This is a genomic window from Sulfurospirillum diekertiae (assembly GCF_011769985.2).
In the GTDB taxonomy this organism is placed as follows: Bacteria; Campylobacterota; Campylobacteria; order Campylobacterales; family Sulfurospirillaceae; genus Sulfurospirillum; species Sulfurospirillum diekertiae.
In genome coordinates, this window is the sequence record NZ_CP039734.2 from 1,996,295 (window position 1) to 2,022,751 (window position 26,457).

A 26,457-nucleotide genomic window follows, 5' to 3' on the forward strand; every position below is an offset into this window, starting at 1 on the left:
AAAGATAAAAAAAAGCTTTCGAAATGTATAATATTGTAACACTTCAGAAAAAAGGACAAAGTTTGCCCGATTTAGCGCTTGTGATGTTAGGTGCAGGTAGCTCTTCACGGTTTAATCAACGTGTTAAAAAACAGTGGTTACGCATTGAAGATACACCCTTATGGCTTTTTGCTACTCAAAATCTCCAACAGCTTTTTCCTTTTAAGCAAATCATTGTTACCACAACACCTGATGAATACTTTTATGCCAAAAAGTTTAGCGAGTCCATTACGTTCGTCGAAGGTGGGGCGACCAGACAAGAATCCCTTGCCAATGCTCTTTTACATGTAAAGACACCTTATGTACTGGTAAGTGACATTGCCCGCCCCTGTGTTGACCAAGAGATGCTTGTGCGTATCTTAGCAGAGATGGAAAACAGTGACATTGTGGTTCCGTATCTGCCAGTTGTCGATACGGTCGTTTATGAAGATGCTACAATTAATCGCGATCATGTTAAGCTCATTCAGACTCCCCAACTCTCACGCACAGAACTCTTACGAAAAGCCCTTCAAACATCAACGCTATATACTGATGACAGCAGTGCCATCAAAGCAATGGGTGGGAAAGTCACTTATGTTTTGGGTAATCCTGAAGCTAAAAAGCTTACATGTAAAGAAGATGGTGCCACCATTTCATGCCTCAAAGCCCCTTCTTCTACCCCTTTTGTCGGAGAAGGCTTTGATGTGCACGCCTACGAAGATGGCAAAGTCATGATGCTTGGTGGTGTGGAAGTACATCCAACCACTGGCTTTAAAGCGCACTCCGATGGCGATGTTGCGATTCATGCGCTCATCGATGCTCTTTTAGGAGCGGCGGGAGCAGGTGACATTGGCGAACTGTTCCCAGATAATGACCCACGTTATAAGAATATTGATTCAAAATTTTTACTAAAGGAAGTGTGCTCGTTTTTAGCAAAAGTGGGATTCGAGATCATTCATTGCGACATTACCGTTATGGCAGAATTTCCACGTTTAAGTGCCTTTAAGGACAAAATTAGATTTACCCTTGCTAACATTATGGCAATTTCACCTATCCATGTGAATGTAAAGGCAACCACGACAGAGAAACTAGGATTCGTTGGAAGATGCGAAGGTGTTGCAGTCAGTGCAACGGCTACATTAAAATATTATGATTGGACGAATGTATGAAGATTTTAATCGTTGAAAACGAGATTTATCTCGCTCAAAGTATTGCCTCCAAGTTGATGGAAATAGGACATTTATGTGAAATTGCTACCAGTATTAAAGATGCGCTCAAAGATGAAAAATACGACGCAATATTACTTTCTACCAATATCTCTGGGCAAAATTTTTACCCTGTTATTGAAAAGCATCGTTCCTCTATCATTATTTTAATGATTTCCTATATTAGTAATGACACCGTCACCAACCCGATCAAAGCAGGGGCATGTGATTATATTCAAAAACCATTTATGATCGAAGAGTTGATCCGAAAATTGCAACATTTAAGCGACTTTAAAAATCTCAAGAAAGAGAATGAAACCTATAAAGAGTATGTTAAAAACCTTTTTAGTAGCGCAAATTTAGAACCTCTTGATAAAAAGACCAAATTTCCAATTCTCATCAAAACCAATTTTCAAAAACATGCCGATGCCCTTGTCTTTAACTATGCGCAGACACAAAATGAAACATTTACGTTCATCTCTTTAACGCAAAGTACGGCGTATGAAAAGATCGCACGTGCAGGAAGTGAGGAGTTACTCTACATTATTGACCTTCAAAATCTTAAAAAAAGCGAGAAACTTAAAGTCTACAACATTTTGGAGGGTAAACGTGCTATTATTTGTAGCACTGACCCGAACGAAGAGAGTGACTTTACAAAACTAGAACTCACAACTGACAGCAAAATTTTAGATCAGGGTGATATTTTATGTATTGATGATTATGTCAAGTATGTCATTTTCAATTTTCAAAATAAATTTCCCGATACAGAACTATCAAAAAAACTAGGAATATCTCGCAAAAGCCTCTGGGAGAAAAGGAAAAAATATGGAATCAACAAGAAAAAATAACCGACAACTCTTTTTAGATAAAGAGTTTATAGCAACCCTTGCCCTTGCCAAAGAAGGTGTTTTACATCCTGTTGACAAACTGATGAACAGTGCAGAAGCAAGGGAAGTTGAACAGAGTGGCTACTACAAAGGTAAGCCCTTTCCTTTCCCTTTTATCATTGCTCCTGCTGGTGAAAAAAACAGGGAAGTCTTGACAACAGCGTATCAAGGTGAACCTCTTGATTTTATGGTTGATGGCAAGATCCGAGGAACAATCATCGTTGATGAAGTGTTTGAGGTTGACAAAAAAAAGCGCATTGAGCAAATTTTTGGAACGTATGACATTTCCAACCCTGAAACCCAAATGTTCCTCAAACGACTTGGAGACATCGCCGTATGTGGAGAGTATGAGCTCCAATTTGATGATGTTAAAAACGTTAAAAATAAAATTGCCGATGCCAAAGCTCAACTTGGCGCTAAAAATGTCTCTGCTATTATGATGAATGCCAATCCTTTTCATAGAGCCCATGAGCGAGTCATTCGTATCACCCTTGAAAAGTGCGATATGTTGGTTATCTTTTTGCTTAAACCTTACAAGCAAGATATCCTCTCTTATGAGTTACGTCTCAAAGCACTTCAATATTTTGTTGATAATTATTTACCCAAAAACAGAGTTGTGATTGTACCCTTTGAAAATACATACCTCTTCACTAGCTATAAAAATGCTTTTTTAGATGCCATTTGTGCGTCAAACCTAGGGTGTAATAAACTGGTTCTTGGTCAACACCATAGTGGTATCGGTGCCTACTATGATCAAAATGAGATGAAGTCTGTTTTAGATCATTATGAAGACCTCGCTATCGACATTGAAATCATCACTGAATTTGTCTATTGCAATGAATGTAAAACGTTGGTGAGTACCAACACCTGCCCTCATGGTGGACATCACCATATCAAGTACCACGCTAAATCACTTTTAGAGATTTTAAAAGCGGGGATGTTACCACCTGCCATATTTATGCGCAAAGACCTTTCAGCCTTACTGCTCAGTGAACTCTTTAAGCATCGCTTTTCCAATATTGGAAAAATTTATGATGCAATTTTCCCTAACAGCGGTCTTTTAGAATCCCATGATGAACGTGATTTTTATCTTGAACTGATGCGTTTACATCAAACCACTTCTTTGACTTAGGACTTTTTATGCCAAATGCTTTTTTAACCTTTTTTTATACAGGACTTACCCCTAAAGCCCCCGGAACAGCAGGTTCTTTACTGGCTGTCATTCTTGGAGCATTGATTATCCACTATATTTCGATGGAAACCATTGTTCTTTTAACCATTTTATTTACGATTTTAGGTGTAAAACAGATTAATGCCTATGAGTCTATGAGTGGTAAACATGACGACAGTCGCATTGTGATTGATGAAGTGATTGGTGTGTGGATTGCGCTTATTCTAAGCTCAGGTACTCTTCTTCAAATTGTACTCTGTTTTGTATTTTTTCGTATTTTTGATATTTGGAAACCTTCTTTAATTGGAAAAATTGACCGAAATGTTCAAGGTGGCTGGGGTGTCATCGGTGATGATATGCTCGCAGGCGTCTTAGCCGGTATTTGCAGTGCAGGCGTTTTTCAACTCTTTGAATACGCCAAAACGACTCTCTTAAACTAAAAGATTACTTTTGGGCAACACCGGTGCCATAAGCCATATCAAACTATACTTTTCGTAATTTATTAAGAAAGGAATACGATGAATTATCTTTTGAAACCCATTATGGCACTGGTCTTTTTCCTCTCGCTTTCAAATGCAAAAGAGTTTGTCATCGACAATACTCATTCCAACATAGGATTTTCTGTTAAGCATATGATGATTTCCAACGTTAAAGGCAACTTCAATGCCTATACAGCGGATATTGACTTTGATGCAGAGAAAAAAATCTTCAACAAACTGAGCGCAAAAATTGATGCTACCTCTGTCGATACAGGTATTGCAAAACGTGATGACCACTTACGCAGTAGTGATTTCTTTGATGTTACAAAGTTTAAGACGGTTGATTTTGTGATGACCTCTATGCAAGAGGGTAAAGTCTATGGCAAAATCACCATTCATGGTATTACAAAAGATATCGTCTTAGTGAGCACCATTCATGGTGTCATTAAAGATTTTCAAGGACATCAACGTGTAGGCTTTAGTTTAGAGGGAAAACTCAATCGTAAAGATTTTGGATTAACCTGGAATAAAATCCTAGAAGGCGGTGGGCTGACCGTAGATGACACTATCAATCTTGCTATTGAAGTGGAAGCCATCGAATTATAAGCGCTTAAAACCATCTCTTTCAAAAGGGTGAGCGAAGAGCAAAAACTGCTCTTTCTCTTCTTCGCTCACTTCTAACACCCACACCACACCATCACTTTCAAATTCTCTCTTCACTATGGTTATATTTTGTGTTGCCGTATAGTGTTCAAACCTTGGCACGAGGGGATAGTCTGTTTTACATGTAAGGATTTCTTTGAAGAGAAAAGGGAGCAGCTTTGCATGAGCAATCACCTCTTTAGCACTGCTTCCATAAGCACGCACTAACCCACCCGTCCCCAGTTTTATACCTCCAAAATACCGCACAATCAAAAGCCCAGCTTCGATGAGTTCAACACCTCGCATGACATTGAGTACAGGAGGCCCTGAAGTGCCTTTGGGTTCACCATCATCAGAGTTATTTTCAACCACTTGCCGAAATTCATTGTAAAAACGCTTCGCCCAAACGATATGTGCTGCTTTGGGATGGTCATTTTTGAGCTTTACATGTAAAGATTCAAAGTCGCTCATGGGGCAGAGGTACGCTAAGAATGTTGACTTTTTTTCTTCAACCTCCGCGGTATACATCTGCTCAATGGTCTGCATCAATCCTCTCTTGAAATCACGACTTTAATGTCTGCAGGTTTCGCATGATACGGTGAAGAGGTCACAATAAAATCAACCCCCGTTTGAGCATAGGCAACAATGTTTTGCTCACCAATGCCTCCTGTGGCAGAAAGAAGCAGATGAGGGAACTCTTTTTTGAGTCTCACACAGCGCCTTAATGTCTCAAAATCCATTTTTTCGCATTGCAGTATCGCTGTTCCAAGCGTTGCAAAATAACGTGCTTCTTCGTAATTATCCACTTCCACAACAATCTTTTTTTCCAAATATTTTTGTTGCATTTTGGCAAATTGTGCTTCAAAAGCGGCATCATTCTCAAAAAAGACACGGTGCTGTTTAAAGACTAAAACAGAATCATAAAGTCCTAAACGGTGATGAGCCCCTCCGCCAGCATAGACAGCTTTGAGTGCTAATTCTTTGGTACGAGGAAAAATCTTACGTGTGGTTAAAAGCTCTATTTTGGGGTTGACTTCACGTGCAAGTGTAATCATCGTATGGGTTTTAGTCGCAATACCGCTTAAAAATTCGAGAATATTTTGGCTCACTTTCCATGCCTTATGTGCAGCGTCCGCTCTGCCATACGCCTCCAAGATAAGCTCACCCGCGTCCAGCCTATCGCCACACTTTTTGTAAGCGCGTGTCTCAAGTCCTAGCTTTTGACATATTTCTGTGACAAATTCCACACCACAAAGAACGATAGGCTCTTTGGAAGCAAATGAAATCTTGGCTTTGTGAGATCCAATATCTAATCCTACCGTGGTCATATCGATTAACCCAACATCTTCACGTATCATATCCATCATAAGCAAACCTTTACTAAATTATAATATTGTAACACAAGATGATTTAAAGGAATGGCTCCTCTTTTTGAAAAAAATGTAGCGCCGTAAACACCGCTAAAGAGATTACAATCAGAATGGCACATAAAAAGAGTGCTAAACGGTATTCACCATCAAAAACGGCATTGTAGATGGCTAGAGAAATCGTATCTGTTTTACCAACCATATTTCCACCAAGCATCAAAGTAATTCCCACTTCGCCTAATGCTCTGGCTGTTGCTATGAGCAAAGAGGCAATAACACTTTTTTTGATACACGGTAAAATGATAAAAAGAAGGGTATGAAATCTATTTTTACCACTCACTATAAGCGGCTTCTTTGATTGCTTTTGGGAAAAGTTCAATGGCAGACTGAAGAGGTTTGACCATTAAAGGAAGTGCGGCAACAAAACCTGCCAATACCAACCCGTTAAAGTCAAAGATAAAACGTATACCCATAGCATTCAAATAACTTCCAATCCAGCCATATTTACCTAAAAGAAGTAACAATAAAAAACCAATAGCGATGGGAGGAAAAATCAAAGGAAGCGTTACAAGTGTTTCAAACAGCCACTTATATTTAAGTTTTTCATTGGAGAGGAAATAAGAGAGTGGAATGCCAAGAAGCACTAAAAGCAGAGCAACCACCCCAATAGTTTTAAGGCTTAGCACCAATGGGTGCCAAACCTGTACCATATCAAAGCCCATATTTAACAAATATCTCTTTCGCTTTTGGAGTTTGTAAAAAAGCAACCAACTCTTGACATGCTTTATCTACTTCACAGGCTTTTAAACTTCCTGCTACGATTTCAATAGGGGTATAATAGCTTTGAGGAATTTTGATATACCCACCGATTTTATCCATGCTATCCAGTGCAGCGGTGAGGTTCATGATGCCCACATCCACCTCATGGGTACTCACATAAGAACTCACCTGAGGAACCGTAGCAACGACCAAAAGTTTCTCTTTGACGCTTTCATACAGTTTAGCATTCTGTAAAAACTCTGTACCTGCATCACCGTAAATCGCCTTTTTTGCTTCAGGCATTGCAATGGTTTTAATGCCCTCTTCTTTCAAATCGTCAACGCGCGTCAATGTAACACCCTTGGCATAAGCGATGACAGCGACACCCTCACCAATTTTTTGATAATGTTCAAAATGGAGTTCTTTCTGTTTCTCTAAAAATTTTTTATCGGCAATCACTAAAGCTATTTCTGTCTGTTTCGCTTGGGTAAAAATTTGCGCCATATTGCCATAAATGGCGTCCACATTGGTATGATTTTCAGCATACGCTTTGAGTACCTCTTGAACAGGTTTTTTATACCCTGCTCCCACAGCAATTTTAAGATCATCTGCAATCAGTTGGCTTAACAAAGCCATACAGACACCTATCACTATCTTTTTCATTCTGTGACCTTAGATCAATTTTTGAAGAATCGGAGTAAAGGCTTTGGTTCCTATACTCACACTATCGCCTACACGCAAATCCTTAGCTTCTCCACCATCAAGAACCACTTCGACAATCTGTTGTCCAATAGAGACAATGGCAACGTAAATCACATCGACTTTGACAATGTCCAACAACTCACCTTCAAACGAAAATTTCTGACTGCCTTGCGTGCGAAGCAACACACTTTTGGCATCACCATCTTGTATGACGCACCCTTGTGAGAGGACAATCACACGAGAACTTAGTCGATACATTTCACTCGGATCATGACTCACCATAATCGTTGTGGTGCCAAACGCTTTATGAAGCGTTAAAATCTCATGCTGAAGTTTTGTACGCATGGAAGGATCCAGTGCGGAAAGGGGCTCATCCATCAAAAGAAGTTTGGGTCTGTTCATCATCGCACGACACAAACTCACACGCTGTTTTTGCCCACCTGAAAGGGTTGCAGGTCTGCGAGTGGCAAGTTCGCTGAGTTCTGTCATACTTAAAAGTTGATCCGCTAAAGCTTTATCTTTGTGCACAAACAGAAGATTTTCAAGGACACTCATATTGGGAAAAAGGGCATAGTCTTGAAAGACAAAACCGATACCCCTTTTTTGGGGAGGCAGGCAGTGTGCTCCATCAAGCCACACTTCATCATCGACTTTGATCTGACCTTTTGCACTCTCAAGCCCTGCTAAAATACGAAGCAGTGTCGTTTTACCACTTCCACTTTGACCTGAAAGAGCTACAAAATTCTGTTTTTCAATTGCAAGCTTTACATGTAAATCCATCTTACCCATCGAGCCTAAAAGCTCTTTTTGGACATTAATCTCAATCATGCAATTCCTCCCAAACGATGACTCTGATTGTGATTAAAAACATAAACGCTTAAAAGCACGCAAAAGCTGATACTAACCATAATGGCACTGTAAATATGAGCACTGGTATAGTCCATAATCTCAACCATCTCATAAATAGCCACAGAGGCAACTTTCGTCTCACCGGGGATACTTCCACCTACCATCAAAACCACACCAAATTCGCCAATTGTATGTGCAAACGTAATGACAATAGCGGTCATCAAAGAGGGTTTAATATTGGGCATGGCCACACAAAACAGTGTTTTGAGCTTACTTTTTCCTGCAATATACGAGGCTTCAAGCATATTTTTAGGGAGTGTTTCAAAACCACTTTGAAGGGGCTGTACCATAAAAGGCAGGGAATAAAAACAACTTGCCACCACTAAACCGGAGAAGTTAAACACCAGCTTTATACCCAGTACGTCTTGAAAAAATCGTCCAATGGGTGAGTGAAATGAGAGGGCATACAGGATGTAAAAGCCTAAAACGGAGGGAGGTAAAACAATAGGAAGTGCCGTGATGGATTCGAAAATTGGCTTGAAACGAGACTTGCTTTGCGATAAATTCCATGCTAAAAAAAGCGAAACAAAAAAAAGAATTGCGGTAGTAATGGAAGCAAGTTTAAACGAGATCAAAAAGGGAGTAAACTCCAGTGCCATCAGTTTTTCAAACACCTTCTACCTCCATGACGAAAAGTTCACTTGCCTTCATCAGCAAAGTGACATCATCACCCACTTGGAGATTCATGCGCATTGAAGAGCTTAAAGTCAGAAAACTTTGCACCTCACTTCCTTTTACATGTAAAAGAATATTGCTCAAGAGTTTTCCATTTTCGATACTCACAATCTTAGCTGGAAGCTGATTGGAATAACTAAGCTCCCCGCTAAGATTTTTGGCAATTGCCACATGCGAAGGCTTTACGCCAAGGGTTACATGACTCTTTACATGTAAACCCTTTGGCAAATCAAGCCCCATCATTTTAAGCATACTTCCCTCATAATCAAACGTGATAATATGAAGATTCTGCTCACCTTCAATCTGGGTAACAACGGCACGCAGTCTATTCATTGACGACATATCCATAATTTTTAAAGATTGCTTTCGCTTTAGCACTGAGTACAAAGTCGTAAAATGCTTTAGCTTCTGCATTCTTCTCTGCTTGTTTCAAAAGAACGATACCCTGAGCGATTGGTTTGTAAAGTTTTGGATCAACATCAACCCATTGAACGCCTTTTTTATACTCTTTCATTTTGTCACTGTAAAAAGCAGAAGCATTAACAAAGCCCACATCAGCCGCAGTCAAAGAAAACTGTAACGCTTGTCCGATACTATCGCCTTGAACCAATTTTGGTTCAACTTTGTCTAAAATATTTGCATTTTTAAACGCTTCCATGCTCGCCGTTCCATAGGGTGCTGTTTTTGGATTTGCAATAGCAACTTTCTCCACTTTTGGATCTGCAATCACGGCAATACCTTTACTTAAATCAAGCCCTTTCGTGCTGACCATTGCTAAAGCGCCACTCGCATAAACAACAGGTTTCGTTACAGCAATACCATCTTCATACAAACTCTCAGGAAATTTCATATCGGCACTTAAGAAAATGTCAAATGGCGCACCACTTTTAATTTGTGTGGTGAATTTACCACTAGCACCTAGGATCGTATTGACTTTTGTATTTGGGTTTGTTTTAGCAAACTCCGTTTTAAGTGACTCTACCGCATCACTTAAATTGGCGGCAACCGCAACACTGATCTCTCCTGCAAGCAAACTCGCGCTTAACAAAACACTCGCTAATAACAGTTTTAACATAGAAACTCCTTGAATATTAGATTATTTTCCGATTAAGATACTACTCGATTTGATGATGGCACAGACACGCGACCCAACAGCAAGCCCTAAAGCTCTCACTGACTCAGCCGTAATGGTGGAAACAACCACATCATTTTGACCAATATCCACACTGACTTGCGCATTGACTTCGCCCAGTTTAATGTCTGTGACCATTCCCACAAGTTTATTGCGAGCGCTGGTAGCAACACTTAATTCATTGGAGATAAGCACAGATGAGGCCTTGATAATACCAACCACTTCATCCCCAATTTCTAGTCCCAACTCTTCAACGGCACTATTGGTAATATTGGATATAAGAATGACGCCACTTTTGAGGACAATACTTACCTCCGCATTGACTTTTGCCTGTTTAATCTCGCCGATTTTCCCCATCAGCTGATTACGTGCACTGATTTGCATAGCAATCCTTTGTATGTGTTTTAAACTATTCATTTCAAAGTCGCCCATGGTTGAGAGCCGATTTAAAAACCTCTCATACTCTTTTTTTAAAACGGAATAATTGGCAACAACTTCTTCTCCTAAGGGTGTTAATGTCGTTCCACCACCACCGCTTCCACCTGTGACACGTACCACTAAAGGATGATTGGAAAGATTGTTCATCGTATCAACAGCTTCCCATGCTGCCTTATAACTAAGACCCACTCGTTTAGCGGCACTGCTGATTGAACCTGTCTCGGCAATAGCTTCTAAGAGCTTCACTCTTTTTTCCAACAAAACGGGCTTGTCAAAGCTCATTACACCAGAAGCAATCCCATCCATTTTTTCTTCCTTATGTATTTATTGTATATAACGATAAATCAGCGTTTAAATAATTTGAAACATTATAACGTTATTACCTTAATAGCTATAACGCTTTATGTTTATTTTTTGATCATTTAAAGCAAAGTGGCTATTTTAGCCATTTTAAAAGGTAATTTTTAAGAAACTTTATATAAAATGATCGGATAAATCCTTCAAAAAGAGCAGCATGACACAAAAAATTTTATCGCTTATCTGCGGCGCATGTATTATTACCTCATCACTGAGCGCAACCTATCTTGACAAAGAAACTGCCGATCGTATTAAACGCAATACGGATTCTATTATTGCTAAAGACCTTAATAGCAAACAACTTATTTTTGCCAAAGATGAGCAAAAGATTAACCAGCCCGCTAGTTTAACTAAAATTATGACCGCAATGCTTGCGATTGAAAGTGGTAGAATGAACGATGTCGTCACGATTACGCGTGAGATGATTCAGGTTGAACCTACCAAAGCAGGTCTTAGAGTGGGCGAGAGATTTTATCTCAGAGATCTTGTTAAAGCAGCAATGGTGATGTCAGCCAATGACGCTGCCATGAGTATCGGTGTTTACTTAGGCGATGGTGATGTCGATAAGTTTGTAGGCATGATGAACCGTAAAGCAAAAGCAATCGGGATGAAAAACACCAACTTTACAAATCCTTGTGGATTTGATAGTAGTAATTTTGGACACCACTACTCTACCGCACTGGATCTTTTAACCCTTAGCGAATATGCCATTAAAAACAATGCATTTAATGATATGGCAAAACTCAAACGTCATGATTTTCAAGCCGTCAACACTAAACGTAAATATGCGGCTTACACGCATAACAAACTCCTTAACAATTATAAATATGCCGTAGGAATTAAAACAGGGTATACCCAAAAAGCGGGCCCTTGTCTGATTGCAAGAGCTAAAAAAGACAACAAAGATATTTTAGTTGTTATGCTGAACTCTGAACACCGTTGGAACGATATTAAAACAATTTTTGAAGATGTTTTACCTGATCTTACCGAAACAAAAAGCAGCTCTCACAAAGTCATTTCCCATTCTAAAAGTACGAAGAAAACAGCCTCAACGAAAAGAAAAGCCCATAAAATAGCTTAAGGCTTGTCACAAGACAAGCCTTTTAGGCTCTCTTCTATTTTGAAAAACCCTTTGCTCTCTCATACGATGCTTCCATCGCTTTAATAAAACTATCTCTCACTTTTCCTTCTTCCAACTTTGCATACCCAGCAGCCGTTGTTCCCGCGGGTGACATGACTTTGTCTTTCAAAAGAGCAGGATGTTCCGTTTTAAGCACTTCACCAACCCCTTCAAACAGCGTTGCAACATATTGATACGTGATTTCGCGCTTCATTCCAAGATTAACCGCACCATCACTCAAAGCTTCCGCAACAAGCGCTATCCAAGCTGGAGCTGAACCTGAAAGACCTGTGGCAATGTCCAGCTCTTTTTCACTCTCTAACCAAAAGCAACGACCAATGGAACTTAAAATATCCATCGCTTCCTCTTTTAACGCAACATCACCACACAATGACGTAGCAGATTTACGTACAAGTGCCGCCATATTAGGCATAGAGCGAATGTAATGCTTTGCCATAATGCCCGATTTGAGTTTTTCCAAGTTAATGCCAGCCATAATGGAGATAACACCCTCCGCAATCCCTTTCGTGTGCAGTGTTCCAAAGGATTGAGGTTTAATGGCAAGAATAACAAGATACCCTTCCAAGGAAGGAATCTCATTCACGATTTTGATCGTGGGATAGAGTTCTTGTAACTCTTTAACACGTGCGGGATACGCTTCAACCACCGTAATATCTTTTACATGTAAACCTTGAAGCATCGCTCCACCCATATTGCCAGCACCAATTAAAAGTAATTTCATTGACATTCCTATGCTAATTTTGAAGAATTATAGCGCATTTATTGGTAACGAAGTGCCTCAATAGGCTCCAAATTTGCCGCTTTTCGCGCTGGATAGAACCCGAAAAAGACACCCACACCTGTCGCTACCAAGAAAGAGATCACAATAGAATTTTGTGTAATAACCACACTAATCGGAAAGAAATGTGCCACGGTATACGCACCACCAACACCCACGCAAACACCAATAAAACAGCCGATGATGGAAATCATCAATGCCTCAAGTAAAAACTGCACTAAAATATGATTTTGCTTCGCACCAATCGCGATGCGAATACCAATCTCTCGCGTGCGCTCCGTAACAGATACCAACATAATATTCATGATGCCAATACCACCCACTAACAAGGAAATCGAAGCAATCGCGGCTAGCATCAACGACATCGCTTTCGTCGTCTCTTCAGCAGTATTGGCAAGGGCGGTGAGGTTACGAATCGTAAAGTCATCTTCGGCACTCTCACGCAGTTTATGACGTTGACGTAAAAGCTGTGTCATCGCTTCTTCCGCTTGATCCATCGTCTCCTCAGAGCGCCCTTGCACCATAATAAACCGCACCGTACCTTTGAACTGACTGCCAAATAACTTTGTTTGCGCCGTAGTGATTGGAACCATCGCCGTATCATCTTGATCGCGCCCATCTAAGCTCTGTCCTTTTTTAGCCAGAACTCCCACCACAATATAAGGACTGTTTTTAATCCGAATCGTCTTTCCCACAGAAGATTCATCACCAAAAAGATTTTCAGCAACGGTTTTCCCCAGAACAACAACGCGTGTTGCGCCTCTGACATCCGAATCCATAAAAGAGTAGCCGCTCTCAATCGCCCAATCACGCACTTGAAAAAATGAGGGCGTTGTTCCTATGACTTGAGTGTTCCAGTTTGCAGACTGGTAAACCATTTGAGCAGAACCCGATGAGACAGGAGCTGTTGCGGCAATACTATCGATCTCTTCCATAGCGGTTGCATCCGATATAGTCAATGTTTGAACCGCTCCACTTCCGATACGCACACCGCCTGACGTCATTGAACCCGCAAGAACAATGAAAAGATTACTTCCCATCGAAGCAATGGATTCTTTGACTTTGGCTTGCGTTCCAGCCCCAATGGATGACATCAAAATAACCGCTCCTACACCAATGACCATACCCAGCATGGTTAAAAATGTACGAAGCCGATTCGCACCCATCGCACTCCATGCTTCAGCAAACATGATAAATGTCATTGAGCCTTCTCCATCATACGCGCCGTTGGACCATCGTGTTGAATTTTCCCATCGACAAAATTAACCAGTCGTTTGGCATATTCGGCAATATCGGGCTCATGCGTGACTAAAACAACCGTAATGCCCTCTTTTTCGTTGAGATCACTAAAAAGCTGCATAATCTCTTGACTCGTCTTAGTATCCAGATTTCCTGTCGGCTCATCCGCTAAAATAAGTTTGGGGTGATTGACAAGGGCACGAGCAATGGCAACGCGTTGTTGCTGTCCTCCTGAGATATGTGTGGGAAGATACGTTCCAAACGATTCTAATCCCACGCTTTTGAGCACCATTTTCGCTCTTTCTCTGCGCTCATGCAAGCTCACCTCTGCATACACTAAAGGCAAGGCAACATTGTCGATCAAGCTTTTGCGAGGCAACAAATTAAAACCTTGAAAAACAAATCCAATCACCGTGTTGCGAAGTGTTGCAAGATCATTTTTACTTAAAGAAGATGTATTGGTTTGATTGAGAAAATACTCTCCCGCAGTTGCTTTATCAAGACAGCCAAGAATGTTCATAAAGGTTGATTTGCCCGAACCAGAAGGTCCCATAATCGCTACGAATTCACCGCTTTGAATGGTCATATCCACCCCTTTTAGCACACACACTTCTCCCGCATCGGTATAATAATTTTTCGTTAACTGCGTGATTTGGATGACTTCATTCATTAGAAGGGTCTTCCCATTGGACCACCTACTGCGGCTGCTTTTGCAAAAGCTTTTGACTCTTCAAGGATGATTTTATCACCTGCTTTAAGTTCATCGCTCACGATCTCAGTAAAACGATTATCACTAATCCCTGTCGTCACTTTAATGGCTTTTGGCTCACCGTTTTCAAACACATACAATACGCCAGTATTTGGTTCTTTTCTTTCTTTTTTAGCTTTTTGAGTATCGCCTGTTCCTTTGGGCGACATTTCTGTGGGCTTATAACGCAGTGCCGCATTAGGAACAACCAAAACATTTTTACGCTCTGCCAAAATGACATTCACATACGCCGTCATGCCAGGGGCTAAGATTTCATCTGGATTTTTGAGGGTTACAACCACATCGTACGTGACAACATTGGAAACGGTTGTGGCATTCAGCCTAACTTGTTTGACAACACCGGTGAAAGCGTTATTGGGAAACGCATCAACTGCAAAATTAACGTTCTGCCCCACTTTGATGCGACCAATGTCGGCTTCTGCAAAGTTGGAGTCAATCTGCATTTCACGAAGATCTTGCGCGATTTTAAACAGTACCGGTGCTTGCAAACTTGCTGCCACTGTCTGGCCTACATCAATTTGTCGATCAACCACAACACCCGAAACGGGAGAGCGCACAATCGTATACCCTTGATTGGTACGGTCTTTTTGAGACTGTGCACGCGCTAAATCAAGTGCGGCACGAGCCGACTTTAAGGCTTGCACCGAAGAGTCTAAATCTTGTTTAGAGATATACTCTTTTGAAAAAAGTTCCCGCGATCTTTTTTCATTGGCAACAGCAAGCTCCAGTGAGGCTTCAGCACTTTTAACACTCGCCGCACTTTGCGCCGCTTGTGCATCTAACAGTGCAGGGTCAAGCTCAGCCAAAATTTGTCCTTCTGTAACACGATCATTAAAATCAACATAGAGTTTAATCACCTTACCAGAGACTTGCGTACCTACCGTTACCAAAACCAAAGGGTTGAGTGTGCCATTGGCAGCAACACTTTGTGTGATGTCACCTAGTTCTAACGTGTGAAATTTATATTTTGCTTCAAGGGGTGGTTTCGTGTAGATTTCCCACGCTTTATAGCCACCCAAACCAACAGCGATCAGAACGATCAAAAGGGTCAATTTGTGTAACAGTATCGTTTTTAAAAAGTTCATGGTTGTCCTTTTATCGTTGAAAAATCAAGTGAGCCCATCGCTTTAGCAAGGCTCGCTTTGGTAATGTACCAATTATAGAGTGACTGAATGTACTGCTGTTTGGCACTGGCAAGCGCACTTTGAGCACTGAGGAGATCAAGGATCGTGCCCACGCCTGCTTTATACCGACCTAGAGCAAGGTCATAGGAAGCTTGCGCACTCGCAACCAAGTCACTACTCGTGCGTGTTGCTTGGGTTTCACTGATTAACGTTTGATACGTTTGATATACTTCTAAATTGGCACTTTGAGAAAGTTTATCATACTCTGCTTCATTTATTTTGAGCTGTTGTTGCGCTGCTTGCACTTTATACTTGGTATTAAACCCTGTAAAGATGGGAATGCTCACATAAAGTCCGATGCTAGAGGTTCGCTGTGCGGTATCAAAAACGGTATTGGTATGTCCTGACGTTGCAGAGAGTGAAAAAGTAGGCATGTTGTCTGCTTTGGCTGCTTTTATATTGGCTTCAGCCGCTTTAATCTTTGCACCTGCTGCCATAAGATCGGGTCGAAGTTTTTGTGCTTCTTCCATCAACGCTCTTATATTGCTTTCAAACACTTCACTGGGGATATCCAGCTTGGGTGTTTGAAGCTGTAAGGTTGTATCGGGAAGAAGTCCTAAAACACTGGCAAGCGTTCCTTGTGCACTTTTGACATTGCCTTCGGCTTGAATACGGTTTAGCATCGCTTGGGAATACGCCGTCTGAGCTTGCAAAGTGTCTGCGGGTGTGGCTGTTCCTACCGTGTAGCGTGTCTTGGCTGCATTGAGGCTCTCTAGGGCAGAGCGCTCAGCCTCGCGGCTAGCTTCGAGGGAAGCATTTGAGCCAAACAAGGCATAGTACGCTTGGATGGCAGAGAGAAATACGGTTTGAATCGTATCATTTTCCGAAAAGAGTGCTACATCGAGCAGTGATTTTGCATTGTCATAGGTTGCATCACGTTTGCCAAAATCGTACAGTAGATAGGAAAGCGTTACGCCAACATTTTCTTGATTGCCTGTTTGGGTTTCACTACTTTCAGCCCTGAGAATGGAACCCGTTGCGCTCAGTGTTGGCAAATACGCCGAGCGACTCACTCCCACTTGTGCGGCTTGGTAGAGCGATGTTTGCCATGCTATTTTGGTCTGCGGATTGTTGCACAACGCACTCATCACCACATCCGATAAACCCAATGTTTTTCGTACATCGATGGTTGCACACGATGCTAATTTGGCTTGTTGATTTGGAACGAGTGCATGGGTATTCAATGGATCGAATTCCTCCGCACCAAGCATACTCATGATGCCAAAAACCACACACCCTAGTAACTTCAACTGCATTGGTATCCTTACGTAATGGACTCTTGATTTTATTATACTACGTTAATAGTAACATGAATTTGCTAACACTTCTTTACATGTAATACTTTAGTTTTAGTTTGGTTGTATACTTAGATCATAGAAATGATTTTGCAAGGAGTTCCTATGTCTTCGTCATTCTCTTTGGTATCCATATCACTTCCCACCCCTTTTGCTAAACATGAGATAGAAACACTGCTGGATTGTTCATTAAAAAAAGGAATCGAAAAAGCCTTTTACTGGCAATACCGTGAAACGTTCTTAGTCTATACCCAATTCAATGTCCTCACCTTTATCAACTGGGACAAAGAGTCCATCTATAAAGCACTTATGAAACTGGGATTAAAGCATGCAGACACATTTGAACAGCACACTATTTTCCAAGATTATCCCATTCTCATAGAACCCGATTTAGACGTTACATGTAAAGTGAGTAACGAGCAGATTATCCTGAAAGAACCCCTCTCGCTTTATCTCATTATCATTGCGCTTGTTGTCTCACAAAGTGTCGGGCTGGAAAAGTATGAGCAAGACCTCAACGTCCATTTTGATAAGAGCCAACAACTGCTTGACCTCACCCAAAGCTACGCACTGCTCAAACGTTCCAAACTCATCGAATTTGCACGAACATTAATGAATATTCAGCATGGCATGGTCAGTGATCTTTTGTTGTTAGATAAGCCCAATATTTTATGGGATAACGAAGAAGCAGAAAAACTTTACAATAGGCTTTCATCAACACTTGAACTCAAAGATCGCTTTGAGATTGTAGAGCATAAACTCACGCATCTTAAAGAGGACATAAGCATGTCACTCGATCTTTTCAACCAAAAACACAGTGAATTTTTAGAGTGGATTATTATAGGACTGATCGGTTTTGAAATCATAATGGGGCTGATCGAATTTTTTAAACATTAAGACTCAGCCACCAATTTTTTGACGATCTTTCGCACGAGTGGAACAACGGTTAAAACCGCAGGAAAGGCGATGAAATCAAACTTTTTCTCCTAAAATACGCACTTCACGTTGCGGATAAGGGATGCTGATATTGTTTACATGTAAAGTGTTATAGAGGGCAAGATTGACTTCAAATTGTGTCTTAAAATAGCTCTTGGTCGGAACCCAATAGCGAAGCCCCAATTCAATAGAACTATCGCCAAACTTAGCAATACCCACGACAGGTTTGTGCGTATTGCTGACCTCTTTAAAGCCCGATAATACCTCTTTGATCAAGGCAATCGCTTTAGTGGGGTCTTCCTCGTAGGTTACGCCAATACTTGACTCCACAATGCGAAATTCAAAAGAGTTGACCAACACATCACCGATCATCTTTTTATTGGGGATGGTGATGAGCTCTTCATCTTCATTGCGAAGCACGGTATAGGAGAGTTTGATCTCTTCTACCACGCCGTAAAAATTACCGATGGAAAGGGTATCACCCACTTTAAACGGACGGCTGATGATAAGAAGCACCCCAGCTGCATAGTTCGAAACACTGCCTTGAAGTGCTAAGCCAGCAGTTAAGGAAACAGCGCCAATAGCCGCGACAAAAGGCGCAATAGAAATACCTACTTTTCCAAGGGCTATGATGATCATTGCAGCAAAAATCAGCATTTTGACGACACTCGCCACAAATTTTGAAAGGGTCATGTCAAAATGATGGCTTTCAAAAAGGCGCATCAAAAGAGTATAGGTATACTTTGCCGCAAACCATCCGATAATGACGATAATCAGCGCCCCAATCAGTTGAAAACTATAGTTGGTTAAAAACTCAATAGCGATATTGTAAAACTTTTGAAGGGTTTGCAGTTCTTTGTCCATCTGTTTAACCTTTGCGATGAAGTAAAATATTATAGCATAGGATCATTTGAAGGAATAAAAAGTGTATAATTAGTCTTGCCTTTAATAAAAAATAAACATAAAATAATCGTTTCTATTCACATAAAAGGGAAAATCTTATGAAAGTTTCAAATTTCACGTTTGAGGATTTTTCATCGCTGAAAAAGCGTATTGAATCCGGGGCTTTTGAAAACGAACCATCCCTTTTAGTGCAATTTTTTGATGGTCGCAACGACGAACAGCTTTTTAGCGATCTTGCCTCCACACTTTCGACGTTGCTCCCTCAAGCAACGATCTTAGGTGTGACCACAGCAGGAGAAATCCTCGATGGGAAAATGCTTGAAAACACCGTCACACTCTCTTTTTGTGCCTTCACACATACAAAACTCATTCCCCTTTATACGCGCCGTTGTAATTTTAACGGTGGAATTTCTGTCGTTCAACATCTCAGTCATAATGTCAAAGCGGCCATCTTTTTCAGTGAAGGCTTGCAAGGTGAACCTGAAGAATTTTTAAGTGGCGTTAATTTTATACGCAAAGATTTAACCATTGCAGGTGGTGCAGCAGCAGATTATGGGAGGTTTGCGAGAACGTTAATTGCTTTAAATGGTACCGTGTACACTCATGGCGTTGTGGGTGTGGCATTTGACAATCTCTCTTTAAAAATCCTCAATCATTGGAAACTTAACTGGAATCCTATTGGCAAACCGATGGTCATTACAAAAGTGCTCAACAATACGATTTTTGAGCTTGATCAAACACCTATCTTTGAGGTTATTCGCCACTATTTTGGAGATGATGTTGTTGCTCATCTTCCTTCCAGTATCGTCAAATTTCCGCTCATTAAAACCGAAAAAGGTGTTTATATTGCCAGAGCGCCTATTGCCGTTACGGAGAATGCCCTCGTTTTTGCAGGTAATTTTAAGGCAGGCGATCGTGTTCGTTTTGGTATTGCCAATGTTGATGAAATCGTGGAAAACAATGATGCAAGGCTTCTTCTTAAACCTGAAGTTGTCTGGATATATTCGTGTATGGGGCGTAAAGCATTTGCTGGTGAAATTCTTGAAAGTGAATTCCTAACCTACAACATCTTAGGCACAACCTGCGGCTTTTTTAGTTATGGTGAATTTTTCAAAACATCTCGTTCCTCTCAGATGATGAATCTCACCACCACGGTTTTGGCATTGAGTGAACAAGAAGAGCTCGAAACATTACCCCAGCCGAGTAGAAAACAGTTGGATGAAAAACACGAGAACATTGCAGTCATGTCTAGACTGACAAATGCTGTCGTGGATGAACTTGAACATACGATTAAAACACTCGATGCTTATAAACTAGCCCTTGATGCAAACTCTATTGTCTCTAAAACAAACACTCAAGGCATTATCACCTATGTCAATGACCTTTTTGTCAAAATTTCAGGCTACACCAGAGAGGAGCTTATTGGTAAGTCGCACAATATCATTCGCCATCCCGATGTCCCGAATGGTACTTTTAAAGATATGTGGACGACCATCAAAAAGGGTCACGTATGGAAAGGTCTCATCATCAATAAAGCCAAATCAGGAGAGCCTTACTATGTCGATACGACCATCATTCCACTTTTTGATGAGAACAAACAAATCGTCGAGTACATCTCCACACGCAATGACCTCACCAAGATCATCAAGCAACAAAAACAAATTTTAAAACAGACCACCGATGCGTTAACCAACCTGCCCAATCGTGTGAAGCTTTTTGAAGATATTGCCGTATCTCAAAATCCGATTATTGCACTGATCAACATTGATGGCTTTGGTGAAATTAACCGCTTCTACGGGTTTGAAAGTGGCAATACACTCCTTCGAGAGTTTTCCGCTCTTTTTCTTGAGATGTTAAACCTTACACCCTACTCGCTTTATAAACTTGAAGCAGACAACTTTGTCATTTTTGGGGATGGAGAAGATAATGAGCTATTTTGCACTACCATGGAAAAATTCATCAACCAAGTCCATACCCATCAATTTTTAGCAGATATGCAAGGAATTACCACACGCATTAGTGTAGGAATTGCGGTTGAGAAAGAACAAATTCTCTCCCATGCGGAAGAAGCCCTCAAACAAGCACTTCTACGCAATATGGACTGGATGCTCTCCGATAAAAAGGAAGAAGCCATACACCTGCAAAACTTTCAAATGCTCCATACGCTTAAAAGTGCCATTGAACAGGGGAGAATTGTCCCCTACTACCAAGCGCTTGTTCATCTCAAAAGCAACAAAACAACCAAATATGAAAGCTTAATACGCTTGATTGATGAAAATGGCAAGGTCTATTCGCCCTACTTCTTTCTCGAAGTCGCTAAAAAATCGAAGTATTACTTAGCGCTCACACGCATTATGATTGAAAAAACACTTTTGGATTTTACCCATCGAGAAGAGAACGTGGCAATCAACCTATCGGTGGAAGACATCGAAGATGCAGAAACCGTTTTATTCATCAAAAATGCGATTAAAAACTTTGTAGAGCCTTCACGCATCACTTTTGAATTGACTGAAACTGAAGCCATCAAAGACTATCTCACCATCATCTCTTTTATCGCATCGGTCAAAGAGTTGGGTGTTAAAATCGCCATTGATGATTTTGGAAGTGGCTACTCAAACTTTGCCTATCTCGCGCAATTTAATGCCAATATTTTAAAAATAGATGGTACCATCATCCAAAAAATAACAACCGATTCTAGTGCATATCAAATTGCTGCGGCGATTAATGACTTTGCAAAACGGTTGGGTTTGCAAACCGTTGCAGAGTTTGTCTTTGATGAAGCAACCAATGATGTTGTTAAAGATCTCAACATTGACTTTGCACAAGGCTACTTTCACGCTGAGCCCTTGCCGATCGAAAAACTACCATAACGTTTTACATGTAAAGCATGACCATCTATTTTTTGATGGAATGCACGCTCTCTTTTGTCCCTGCATAAAAAACAACAATTTCCACCGCTTCATCGCCCTCATTGACGCCATAATGCCATCGATCCACCACCTCAATCAGCGCATCACCCGCTTTAAGCTGTAATGTTTTGTTCTCATCGGTCACCACTGTAAGCGCGCCTTTGACCATATACCCCGCATTGATGATAGGATGCTTGTGCAGCGGAAGCGTCGTGTGAGCAGGAATCGTAATCTTCAAAACCGAAATCTCAGGTGCGTCCTTTGGGTAAGCAGGCAAGCGTGATCCATCCCAACTTTGAGTTGACTTCACAAGCGTCACCGATTCTACATTTCCAGCAGCAAAAATAGAGATTGATAGAAGAACAAAAAGGAAGAGTAATTTTTTCATGAGCGACCTTATGATGGGAGTTTTGAGACTATTTTAGCTTTACATGTAAAGGGTTGTCAAGGAAGGAGATACTCTTTACATGTAAAAGTAATTGGCGTAGAATAAGAGAAATGCTTTGGAGATATTACGATGACCAGAGAAGAAAGTGAAAATTCTCCCTTATTACTCCAAAATTTTATAGCCATTCAAAATCAAATTGAATACAAAGAAGATTGTTATGAATTTTCATCAAACTTTCATAAATTAGCACAAGATGCCGATGATTTAACTATTGCAAGAATTTGTTTTTTAATGGGTGATCTATGTTCAATGATATTAACCCCACAAAGTCAAAGTGAACCTTTTGGTGCAATGGTAAAATGGAATGATGGTCGTCGTTCAGCAATACTTGATGATTTCATTACAGAGGAATTAGATTTTTTTGAACTGACCCTCCCTGAATGTAAAGCATACCAAATCAAAGCTCGCATAGCCGATGTCTTATGGACATTAAAACGAGGCAAAGCTATCAATTTTACAAAAATTGCTATTGAAAACTATCAAAAATATCCGCTTTCCCAAGAGACAATTCACTATTCAAGTAACACATGGCAAAGAGCAATTATATTAGCTTCGACTACTCATCAATCTATTGAAAACCTGACTAATCCTATTTTGGGACACATTAAAAATACTTCGAGTCAAGACAATTTTTATTTAATGCACCTCGTAGAAATCTTAGATGTTGCTAAATTGCGAAGAGAAGATATAGAAATTGTTGTGGCTCATCTTGAAAAGATTGCACAACAGTTTAAAGAGCAAAAATTATACTATCAAAGTACACGCTATTACCAATGCGCTCTAAAATGGGCTAGAAAATTACAAAATGAAGAACTATGTTATAAATTGCTCTATGAAATAGGTTTTTCTTTTTATCAAAATGCACTTGCCCAACCATATGAGTTTCAAAGTACATCAGATTATGAAAATGCACTTCAAACCCTTAGACAAATTCCAAAAAAATATCGTGATACCGATGACATCAATACTCTTATAGCTGAGATTGAAAGAAAAATCCCTGAATCAAATCAAATCGCTTTAGAATATATGCAAAGAATTGAAACTAAAATTGATACAAAAGAGATGGTTGATTACAGTGAAAAAGCCGTATCCAATCAGCCTAAATTTAAAACGCTACATATTTTTGCTAACTTAATTGATATACCAACCAAAGAATATTTTAAGGAGCAAGCGAAAAAGCATATCCAACAATTTCCATTTCAACATTTATTCAGTGGCGTACATATAAATCATGATGGAAGAATCATAGCCAAGACACCTTCAATAGATTTAACGGAAAGTCTGACAGATGATTTTGATGCTCTCTTCCCTATAATGGTACAGAACTATAAAAATTATATTGAACTTACCGCTAAAGCATATATTGCACCTGCACTTTTTCAGCTACTTCTTGAACATCGCATTACTAAAGAAGATTTATATCACATTTGTGAGAACTCGACATTGATTCCTAATGAGAGAATCGATGTATGGGTTGAAGGCTTATGGCAGGGGTTAGAACTTAATTTTTTAGTTGCTATTCACCTTTTAATTCCACAAATTGAGCATTTCGTCCGATTGCAATTACAAATTAGAGGAATTAAAACAACAACCATTGATAAAGAAGGAATTGAAACGGAACACGGATTATCTACTTTGTTAGATAAAGAGGAAGTGCCTCTTGTATTGGATGAAAATCTACTTTTTGAATTAGACATTTTATTAACAAAAGCGCTTGGCTACAATTTTAGAAATAATCTAGCCCATGGATTGTCCGAAGTTGGAGAAATGAACTCATCCCCAGCTGTATATGTGTGGTGGCTATGCTTAAAATTGGTCATCAATAACAATAGTTTTGATTTTGAACAAGAAGATGAAAGTGCTTTACAGGAGAGATGAAACCTTTAATGTAACCTTTTAATATTTCAAATTGATATATTTCAATTCTTACATGTAAAGTCTCGATATACTAAAAAGAAATAACTGCGAAGGATTATGATGGACAAAAATCTTATCTCCTTACTCCAAAATGAGTTTAATGCTATCGTCAATATTGTTAAAAATAGTGACATTGAATATTGGTTTGCAAGAAATTTACAAATTCTTCTCGGTTACCAACATTGGGATAAATTCCAAAATGTGATTGACAAAGCTAAAAAAGCCTGTGAAAATTCACAGATTGAGGTCACAGACCATTTTCGCCATGTGGCGAAAATGGTTAACATTGGTTCTGGAGCCAATAGAGAGATTGATGACATCATGCTGACACGCTACGCATGTTATCTCATTGCGCAAAATGGGGATACGAGAAAAGAACAAATCGCTTTTGCCCAAACCTACTTTGCGATGCAAACGCGAAAACAAGAGCTGATAGAACAACGTCTTGAACTTGAAGATAGGCTTCAAGCAAGAGCAAAACTAAAAGAATCCGAAACAGAACTTTCTAAAAATATTTATGAGCGTGGAGTCGATGATAAAGGATTTGCACGTATTCGTTCCAAAGGCGATAGCGCGTTATTTGGAGGGCATACAACACAAGATATGAAAGAAAAACTCGGTGTTCCTGAGAAGCGTCCACTGGCTGATTTTCTGCCGACTATTACCATTACAGCAAAAAATCTTGCAACAGAGATTACTAATCACAATGTCAAAGAGAACAATCTCAAAGGTGAAAATTTCATTACACAAGAGCATATTCAAAACAATGAAAGTATTAGAGGACTCTTGGTAGACAGAGGCATTAAACCTGAAGAGTTACCACCTGCAGATGATTTAAAAAAACTAGAACGTCAAGTAAAATCTAATGAGAAAAAGCTTATCAAACAAAGTGCATTACCAAAATCTTAATCAATCGTTTGGTATGAAAATAGAGCTACAATCTTTACATGTAAACGTTTACACGATGAAAGTATATTTTAAAGGAACCCTATGAACCTCTACACCCTGCATTACACCTGCCAACTTGATGCAAGCGTTGAAGACGTGTGTGCTTTTCATACCGACACGCATAATCTTCCGCTCATTACGCCACCGTCGATTAAGGTAAATATCGTGAAGATGGAGAATGACAGCGTCATTTTGGACATTAAAAAGTTTGGAATCACGACACGTTGGGAGATGGCGCTTGAGAAAAACTGCCCTCACAGCATTGTCGATGTGATGGAGAAAGGGCCTTTTGCCTCGTTTCGGCATGAAAGACGTTTTATAGCTGAAGATGAAAATCGCACGCGCATGGAAGAGACCATCACACTAGCGCCACCAATTCCTTTTTTGGGAAGGCTCTTTTTCTGGTTTGTAAAAAGAGACATGGATGCTATGTTTGCGTACCGACACACGATGACACAAGCGCATTTTCGCTTTGAAAATCAAGCGAAACACCTCTAACGCTAGTATCATGACACAGGCAAATTAAACTTGTGAATGGAAGAGTATTCCCTAAAGATCACTCTTCCACAAATCCTGTGTTATTTTTAATAATCTCATAGTTTTTACAACCTATTTCATCGCCCAAATCACATGCCTTTTTAAACAGCTCTTGCGCCTTTTGCGCATCTTGGCTCACACTGCCTCCCTCATAGTACATACGAGCAAGCGCGGAACACTCTTGCGCATCGCCGGCATCACATCCATTTTGATGGTACATGGCAGCATAAACATAGTTTCCACCTTGCTCGTACAGTAATGCAAGATGCGCACAACTGCTTGCCAAGCCCGCACTGCACGCACGATCATAATAATTAACGGCTTGTTGCAAGTCTTCACTCACACCTGTACCATTTTCATACAAAACCGCGAGACTCGCACAACTGCTTGCATCACCAAGTACACACCCTTTTTCATACAGTTCAGCCGCCTTGGCATAATTTTGTCCTATTTGACCACTTTCATACATGTAACCTAAATTGGAACAGCCACTTCCCATGCCCATAGAACAGGTTTGGTTATAAAGTTCTTTGGCCTTACTAAAGCTCTGTTGGACGCCATCACCGATGTGGTACATCGCGCCTAATTGTAAACATGCCGTGGGATTGTTATGATCGCACTCGTTTTGTAGTTCGCTTTCACGGGCAAAATCCAATGCAAACAGTGAAGATGAAACCAGTATTGCCATAATACATAAGAGTTTTTGCATGCT

The 26,457-nt window shown here is 40.2% G+C and carries 29 protein-coding genes; 11 read left to right on the forward strand and 18 right to left on the reverse strand.

The window, feature by feature from the left end:
* Nucleotides 1-62 precede the first annotated feature (62 nt).
* The 5 genes from FA584_RS10215 (at nt 63) to FA584_RS10235 (ending at nt 4,366) form a co-directional block, all read left to right on the forward strand.
* The gene (locus tag FA584_RS10215) at nt 63-1,187 is read left to right on the forward strand and encodes a bifunctional 2-C-methyl-D-erythritol 4-phosphate cytidylyltransferase/2-C-methyl-D-erythritol 2,4-cyclodiphosphate synthase (protein ID WP_167750622.1); all 1,125 of its coding nucleotides are present in this window, start codon (nt 63-65) and stop codon (nt 1,185-1,187) included.
* A complete protein-coding gene (locus FA584_RS10220) occupies nt 1,184-2,071 on the forward strand; it encodes a response regulator (RefSeq protein WP_096047165.1) in 888 nt (295 codons plus the stop codon). The genes FA584_RS10215 and FA584_RS10220 overlap by 4 nt, the downstream gene beginning before the upstream one ends.
* Nucleotides 2,049-3,242 (forward strand): sulfate adenylyltransferase, encoded by a 1,194-nt coding sequence (locus tag FA584_RS10225; RefSeq protein WP_167749377.1) that lies wholly within the window; start codon nt 2,049-2,051, stop codon nt 3,240-3,242. Before FA584_RS10220 ends, FA584_RS10225 begins: the two co-directional genes overlap by 23 nt.
* 8 nt (nt 3,243-3,250) lie before the next feature.
* On the forward strand, nt 3,251-3,721 hold the full coding sequence (locus FA584_RS10230) for a phosphatidylglycerophosphatase A family protein (protein WP_167749378.1): 471 nt from the start codon (nt 3,251-3,253) through the stop codon (nt 3,719-3,721).
* A 78-nt stretch (nt 3,722-3,799) separates the two neighbouring features.
* On the forward strand, nt 3,800-4,366 hold the full coding sequence (locus FA584_RS10235; RefSeq protein ID WP_167749379.1) for a YceI family protein: 567 nt from the start codon (nt 3,800-3,802) through the stop codon (nt 4,364-4,366).
* Here FA584_RS10235 and FA584_RS10240 read toward each other — a convergent pair.
* The 10 genes from FA584_RS10240 to FA584_RS10280 are packed head-to-tail and all read right to left on the reverse strand — an operon-like array spanning nt 4,361 to nt 10,690.
* Nucleotides 4,361-4,948, reverse strand: a complete 588-nt coding sequence (locus FA584_RS10240; RefSeq protein ID WP_167749380.1) for an IMPACT family protein — start codon at nt 4,946-4,948, stop codon at nt 4,361-4,363. The genes FA584_RS10235 and FA584_RS10240 overlap by 6 nt on opposite strands.
* Complete coding sequence (gene modD, locus FA584_RS10245; RefSeq protein WP_167749381.1) at nt 4,948-5,769, reverse strand: ModD protein; 822 nt, start codon at nt 5,767-5,769, stop codon at nt 4,948-4,950. The genes FA584_RS10240 and modD overlap by 1 nt, the downstream gene beginning before the upstream one ends.
* Nucleotides 5,770-5,812: 43 nt before the next feature.
* Nucleotides 5,813-6,109, reverse strand: coding sequence for an ABC transporter permease subunit (locus FA584_RS14910; RefSeq protein ID WP_369806278.1), 297 nt, complete (start codon nt 6,107-6,109; stop codon nt 5,813-5,815).
* On the reverse strand, nt 6,099-6,479 hold the full coding sequence (locus FA584_RS14915) for a molybdate ABC transporter permease subunit (protein ID WP_369806279.1): 381 nt from the start codon (nt 6,477-6,479) through the stop codon (nt 6,099-6,101). The genes FA584_RS14910 and FA584_RS14915 overlap by 11 nt, the downstream gene beginning before the upstream one ends.
* 1 nt (nt 6,480) lies before the next feature.
* The gene (modA, locus tag FA584_RS10255; protein ID WP_167749382.1) at nt 6,481-7,191 is read right to left on the reverse strand and encodes a molybdate ABC transporter substrate-binding protein; all 711 of its coding nucleotides are present in this window, start codon (nt 7,189-7,191) and stop codon (nt 6,481-6,483) included.
* Between the two features lie 9 nt (nt 7,192-7,200).
* Nucleotides 7,201-8,058 carry an ABC transporter ATP-binding protein gene (locus FA584_RS10260; protein ID WP_167749383.1) on the reverse strand — a complete coding sequence of 286 codons (858 nt, stop codon included), beginning with the start codon at nt 8,056-8,058 and terminating at the stop codon, nt 7,201-7,203.
* Entirely contained in the window at nt 8,055-8,738 is a 684-nt protein-coding gene (gene modB / locus FA584_RS10265; RefSeq protein ID WP_191342101.1) for a molybdate ABC transporter permease subunit, read from the reverse strand. Before modB ends, FA584_RS10260 begins: the two co-directional genes overlap by 4 nt.
* Before the next feature lie 7 nt (nt 8,739-8,745).
* Nucleotides 8,746-9,147, reverse strand: coding sequence for a TOBE domain-containing protein (locus FA584_RS10270; RefSeq protein ID WP_167749385.1), 402 nt, complete (start codon nt 9,145-9,147; stop codon nt 8,746-8,748).
* Nucleotides 9,140-9,889, reverse strand: coding sequence for a molybdate ABC transporter substrate-binding protein (gene modA, locus FA584_RS10275; protein ID WP_167749386.1), 750 nt, complete (start codon nt 9,887-9,889; stop codon nt 9,140-9,142). The genes FA584_RS10270 and modA (FA584_RS10275) overlap by 8 nt, the downstream gene beginning before the upstream one ends.
* A 21-nt stretch (nt 9,890-9,910) precedes the next feature.
* Nucleotides 9,911-10,690: a TOBE domain-containing protein gene (locus tag FA584_RS10280; RefSeq protein ID WP_167749387.1), complete on the reverse strand. Its 780-nt coding sequence runs from the start codon at nt 10,688-10,690 to the stop codon at nt 9,911-9,913.
* Between the two features lie 208 nt (nt 10,691-10,898).
* Between FA584_RS10280 and FA584_RS10285 the strand changes: the two genes are divergently transcribed.
* On the forward strand, nt 10,899-11,822 hold the full coding sequence (locus tag FA584_RS10285; protein ID WP_167749388.1) for a D-alanyl-D-alanine carboxypeptidase family protein: 924 nt from the start codon (nt 10,899-10,901) through the stop codon (nt 11,820-11,822).
* A 34-nt stretch (nt 11,823-11,856) separates the two neighbouring features.
* On the opposite strand, the gene proC is transcribed toward FA584_RS10285, so the two are convergent.
* The 5 genes from proC to FA584_RS10310 are packed head-to-tail and all read right to left on the reverse strand — an operon-like array spanning nt 11,857 to nt 17,108.
* Complete coding sequence (gene proC, locus FA584_RS10290; protein WP_167749389.1) at nt 11,857-12,603, reverse strand: pyrroline-5-carboxylate reductase; 747 nt, start codon at nt 12,601-12,603, stop codon at nt 11,857-11,859.
* 38 nt (nt 12,604-12,641) lie between these two features.
* Nucleotides 12,642-13,862: an ABC transporter permease gene (locus FA584_RS10295; RefSeq protein WP_167749390.1), complete on the reverse strand. Its 1,221-nt coding sequence runs from the start codon at nt 13,860-13,862 to the stop codon at nt 12,642-12,644.
* Nucleotides 13,859-14,569 (reverse strand): ABC transporter ATP-binding protein, encoded by a 711-nt coding sequence (locus FA584_RS10300; RefSeq protein ID WP_167749391.1) that lies wholly within the window; start codon nt 14,567-14,569, stop codon nt 13,859-13,861. The genes FA584_RS10295 and FA584_RS10300 overlap by 4 nt, the downstream gene beginning before the upstream one ends.
* Complete coding sequence (locus FA584_RS10305; RefSeq protein ID WP_167749392.1) at nt 14,569-15,753, reverse strand: efflux RND transporter periplasmic adaptor subunit; 1,185 nt, start codon at nt 15,751-15,753, stop codon at nt 14,569-14,571. Before FA584_RS10305 ends, FA584_RS10300 begins: the two co-directional genes overlap by 1 nt.
* On the reverse strand, nt 15,750-17,108 hold the full coding sequence (locus FA584_RS10310; protein WP_167749393.1) for a TolC family protein: 1,359 nt from the start codon (nt 17,106-17,108) through the stop codon (nt 15,750-15,752). Before FA584_RS10310 ends, FA584_RS10305 begins: the two co-directional genes overlap by 4 nt.
* A 144-nt stretch (nt 17,109-17,252) precedes the next feature.
* Here FA584_RS10310 and FA584_RS10315 point away from each other — a divergent pair, with 144 nt between their 5' ends.
* On the forward strand, nt 17,253-18,044 hold the full coding sequence (locus tag FA584_RS10315; protein WP_167749394.1) for an RMD1 family protein: 792 nt from the start codon (nt 17,253-17,255) through the stop codon (nt 18,042-18,044).
* A 75-nt stretch (nt 18,045-18,119) separates the two neighbouring features.
* Here FA584_RS10315 and FA584_RS10320 read toward each other — a convergent pair whose 3' ends face one another.
* Nucleotides 18,120-18,947 carry a mechanosensitive ion channel family protein gene (locus FA584_RS10320; protein ID WP_167749395.1) on the reverse strand — a complete coding sequence of 276 codons (828 nt, stop codon included), beginning with the start codon at nt 18,945-18,947 and terminating at the stop codon, nt 18,120-18,122.
* Between the two features lie 137 nt (nt 18,948-19,084).
* Between FA584_RS10320 and FA584_RS10325 the strand changes: the two genes are divergently transcribed.
* Nucleotides 19,085-21,856, forward strand: a complete 2,772-nt coding sequence (locus FA584_RS10325; RefSeq protein ID WP_167749396.1) for a sensor domain-containing phosphodiesterase — start codon at nt 19,085-19,087, stop codon at nt 21,854-21,856.
* Between the two features lie 25 nt (nt 21,857-21,881).
* Here FA584_RS10325 and FA584_RS10330 read toward each other — a convergent pair whose 3' ends face one another.
* Nucleotides 21,882-22,283 (reverse strand): cupin domain-containing protein, encoded by a 402-nt coding sequence (locus FA584_RS10330; protein ID WP_167749397.1) that lies wholly within the window; start codon nt 22,281-22,283, stop codon nt 21,882-21,884.
* Between the two features lie 129 nt (nt 22,284-22,412).
* Between FA584_RS10330 and FA584_RS10335 the strand changes: the two genes are divergently transcribed.
* The 3 genes from FA584_RS10335 (at nt 22,413) to FA584_RS10345 (ending at nt 25,706) form a co-directional block, all read left to right on the forward strand.
* Nucleotides 22,413-24,221 carry a DUF7380 domain-containing protein gene (locus tag FA584_RS10335; RefSeq protein WP_167749398.1) on the forward strand — a complete coding sequence of 603 codons (1,809 nt, stop codon included), beginning with the start codon at nt 22,413-22,415 and terminating at the stop codon, nt 24,219-24,221.
* A 99-nt stretch (nt 24,222-24,320) separates the two neighbouring features.
* A complete protein-coding gene (gene dinD, locus FA584_RS10340; protein WP_167749399.1) occupies nt 24,321-25,169 on the forward strand; it encodes a DNA damage-inducible protein D in 849 nt (282 codons plus the stop codon).
* A gap of 81 nt (nt 25,170-25,250) precedes the next feature.
* On the forward strand, nt 25,251-25,706 hold the full coding sequence (locus tag FA584_RS10345; protein WP_167749400.1) for an SRPBCC family protein: 456 nt from the start codon (nt 25,251-25,253) through the stop codon (nt 25,704-25,706).
* A gap of 58 nt (nt 25,707-25,764) precedes the next feature.
* Here the strand turns inward: FA584_RS10345 and FA584_RS10350 are convergent, their stop codons facing one another.
* Nucleotides 25,765-26,454 (reverse strand): tetratricopeptide repeat protein, encoded by a 690-nt coding sequence (locus FA584_RS10350; RefSeq protein ID WP_087439157.1) that lies wholly within the window; start codon nt 26,452-26,454, stop codon nt 25,765-25,767.
* Between the last annotated feature and the right edge of the window lie 3 nt (nt 26,455-26,457).

Excerpts from the sequence above, each read along its gene's own strand:
- FA584_RS10220 (WP_096047165.1), top strand. The coding sequence starts at position 1,184 with ATGAAGATTTTAATCGTTGAAAACGAGATTTATCTCGCTCAAAGTATT.
- FA584_RS10225 (WP_167749377.1), top strand. The coding sequence starts at position 2,049 with ATGGAATCAACAAGAAAAAATAACCGACAACTCTTTTTAGATAAAGAG.
- FA584_RS10230 (WP_167749378.1), top strand. The coding sequence starts at position 3,251 with ATGCCAAATGCTTTTTTAACCTTTTTTTATACAGGACTTACCCCTAAA.
- FA584_RS10235 (WP_167749379.1), top strand. The coding sequence starts at position 3,800 with ATGAATTATCTTTTGAAACCCATTATGGCACTGGTCTTTTTCCTCTCG.
- FA584_RS10240 (WP_167749380.1), bottom strand. The coding sequence starts at position 4,948 with ATGCAGACCATTGAGCAGATGTATACCGCGGAGGTTGAAGAAAAAAAG.
- modD (WP_167749381.1), bottom strand. The coding sequence starts at position 5,769 with ATGATGGATATGATACGTGAAGATGTTGGGTTAATCGATATGACCACG.
- FA584_RS14915 (WP_369806279.1), bottom strand. The coding sequence starts at position 6,479 with ATGGTACAGGTTTGGCACCCATTGGTGCTAAGCCTTAAAACTATTGGG.
- modA (WP_167749382.1), bottom strand. The coding sequence starts at position 7,191 with ATGAAAAAGATAGTGATAGGTGTCTGTATGGCTTTGTTAAGCCAACTG.
- FA584_RS10260 (WP_167749383.1), bottom strand. The coding sequence starts at position 8,058 with ATGATTGAGATTAATGTCCAAAAAGAGCTTTTAGGCTCGATGGGTAAG.
- modB (WP_191342101.1), bottom strand. The coding sequence starts at position 8,738 with ATGGCACTGGAGTTTACTCCCTTTTTGATCTCGTTTAAACTTGCTTCC.
- FA584_RS10270 (WP_167749385.1), bottom strand. The coding sequence starts at position 9,147 with ATGAATAGACTGCGTGCCGTTGTTACCCAGATTGAAGGTGAGCAGAAT.
- modA (WP_167749386.1), bottom strand. The coding sequence starts at position 9,889 with ATGTTAAAACTGTTATTAGCGAGTGTTTTGTTAAGCGCGAGTTTGCTT.
- FA584_RS10280 (WP_167749387.1), bottom strand. The coding sequence starts at position 10,690 with ATGGATGGGATTGCTTCTGGTGTAATGAGCTTTGACAAGCCCGTTTTG.
- FA584_RS10285 (WP_167749388.1), top strand. The coding sequence starts at position 10,899 with ATGACACAAAAAATTTTATCGCTTATCTGCGGCGCATGTATTATTACC.
- proC (WP_167749389.1), bottom strand. The coding sequence starts at position 12,603 with ATGAAATTACTTTTAATTGGTGCTGGCAATATGGGTGGAGCGATGCTT.
- FA584_RS10295 (WP_167749390.1), bottom strand. The coding sequence starts at position 13,862 with ATGACATTTATCATGTTTGCTGAAGCATGGAGTGCGATGGGTGCGAAT.
- FA584_RS10300 (WP_167749391.1), bottom strand. The coding sequence starts at position 14,569 with ATGAATGAAGTCATCCAAATCACGCAGTTAACGAAAAATTATTATACC.
- FA584_RS10305 (WP_167749392.1), bottom strand. The coding sequence starts at position 15,753 with ATGAACTTTTTAAAAACGATACTGTTACACAAATTGACCCTTTTGATC.
- FA584_RS10310 (WP_167749393.1), bottom strand. The coding sequence starts at position 17,108 with ATGCAGTTGAAGTTACTAGGGTGTGTGGTTTTTGGCATCATGAGTATG.
- FA584_RS10315 (WP_167749394.1), top strand. The coding sequence starts at position 17,253 with ATGTCTTCGTCATTCTCTTTGGTATCCATATCACTTCCCACCCCTTTT.
- FA584_RS10320 (WP_167749395.1), bottom strand. The coding sequence starts at position 18,947 with ATGGACAAAGAACTGCAAACCCTTCAAAAGTTTTACAATATCGCTATT.
- FA584_RS10325 (WP_167749396.1), top strand. The coding sequence starts at position 19,085 with ATGAAAGTTTCAAATTTCACGTTTGAGGATTTTTCATCGCTGAAAAAG.
- FA584_RS10330 (WP_167749397.1), bottom strand. The coding sequence starts at position 22,283 with ATGAAAAAATTACTCTTCCTTTTTGTTCTTCTATCAATCTCTATTTTT.
- FA584_RS10335 (WP_167749398.1), top strand. The coding sequence starts at position 22,413 with ATGACCAGAGAAGAAAGTGAAAATTCTCCCTTATTACTCCAAAATTTT.
- dinD (WP_167749399.1), top strand. The coding sequence starts at position 24,321 with ATGGACAAAAATCTTATCTCCTTACTCCAAAATGAGTTTAATGCTATC.
- FA584_RS10345 (WP_167749400.1), top strand. The coding sequence starts at position 25,251 with ATGAACCTCTACACCCTGCATTACACCTGCCAACTTGATGCAAGCGTT.
- FA584_RS10350 (WP_087439157.1), bottom strand. The coding sequence starts at position 26,454 with ATGCAAAAACTCTTATGTATTATGGCAATACTGGTTTCATCTTCACTG.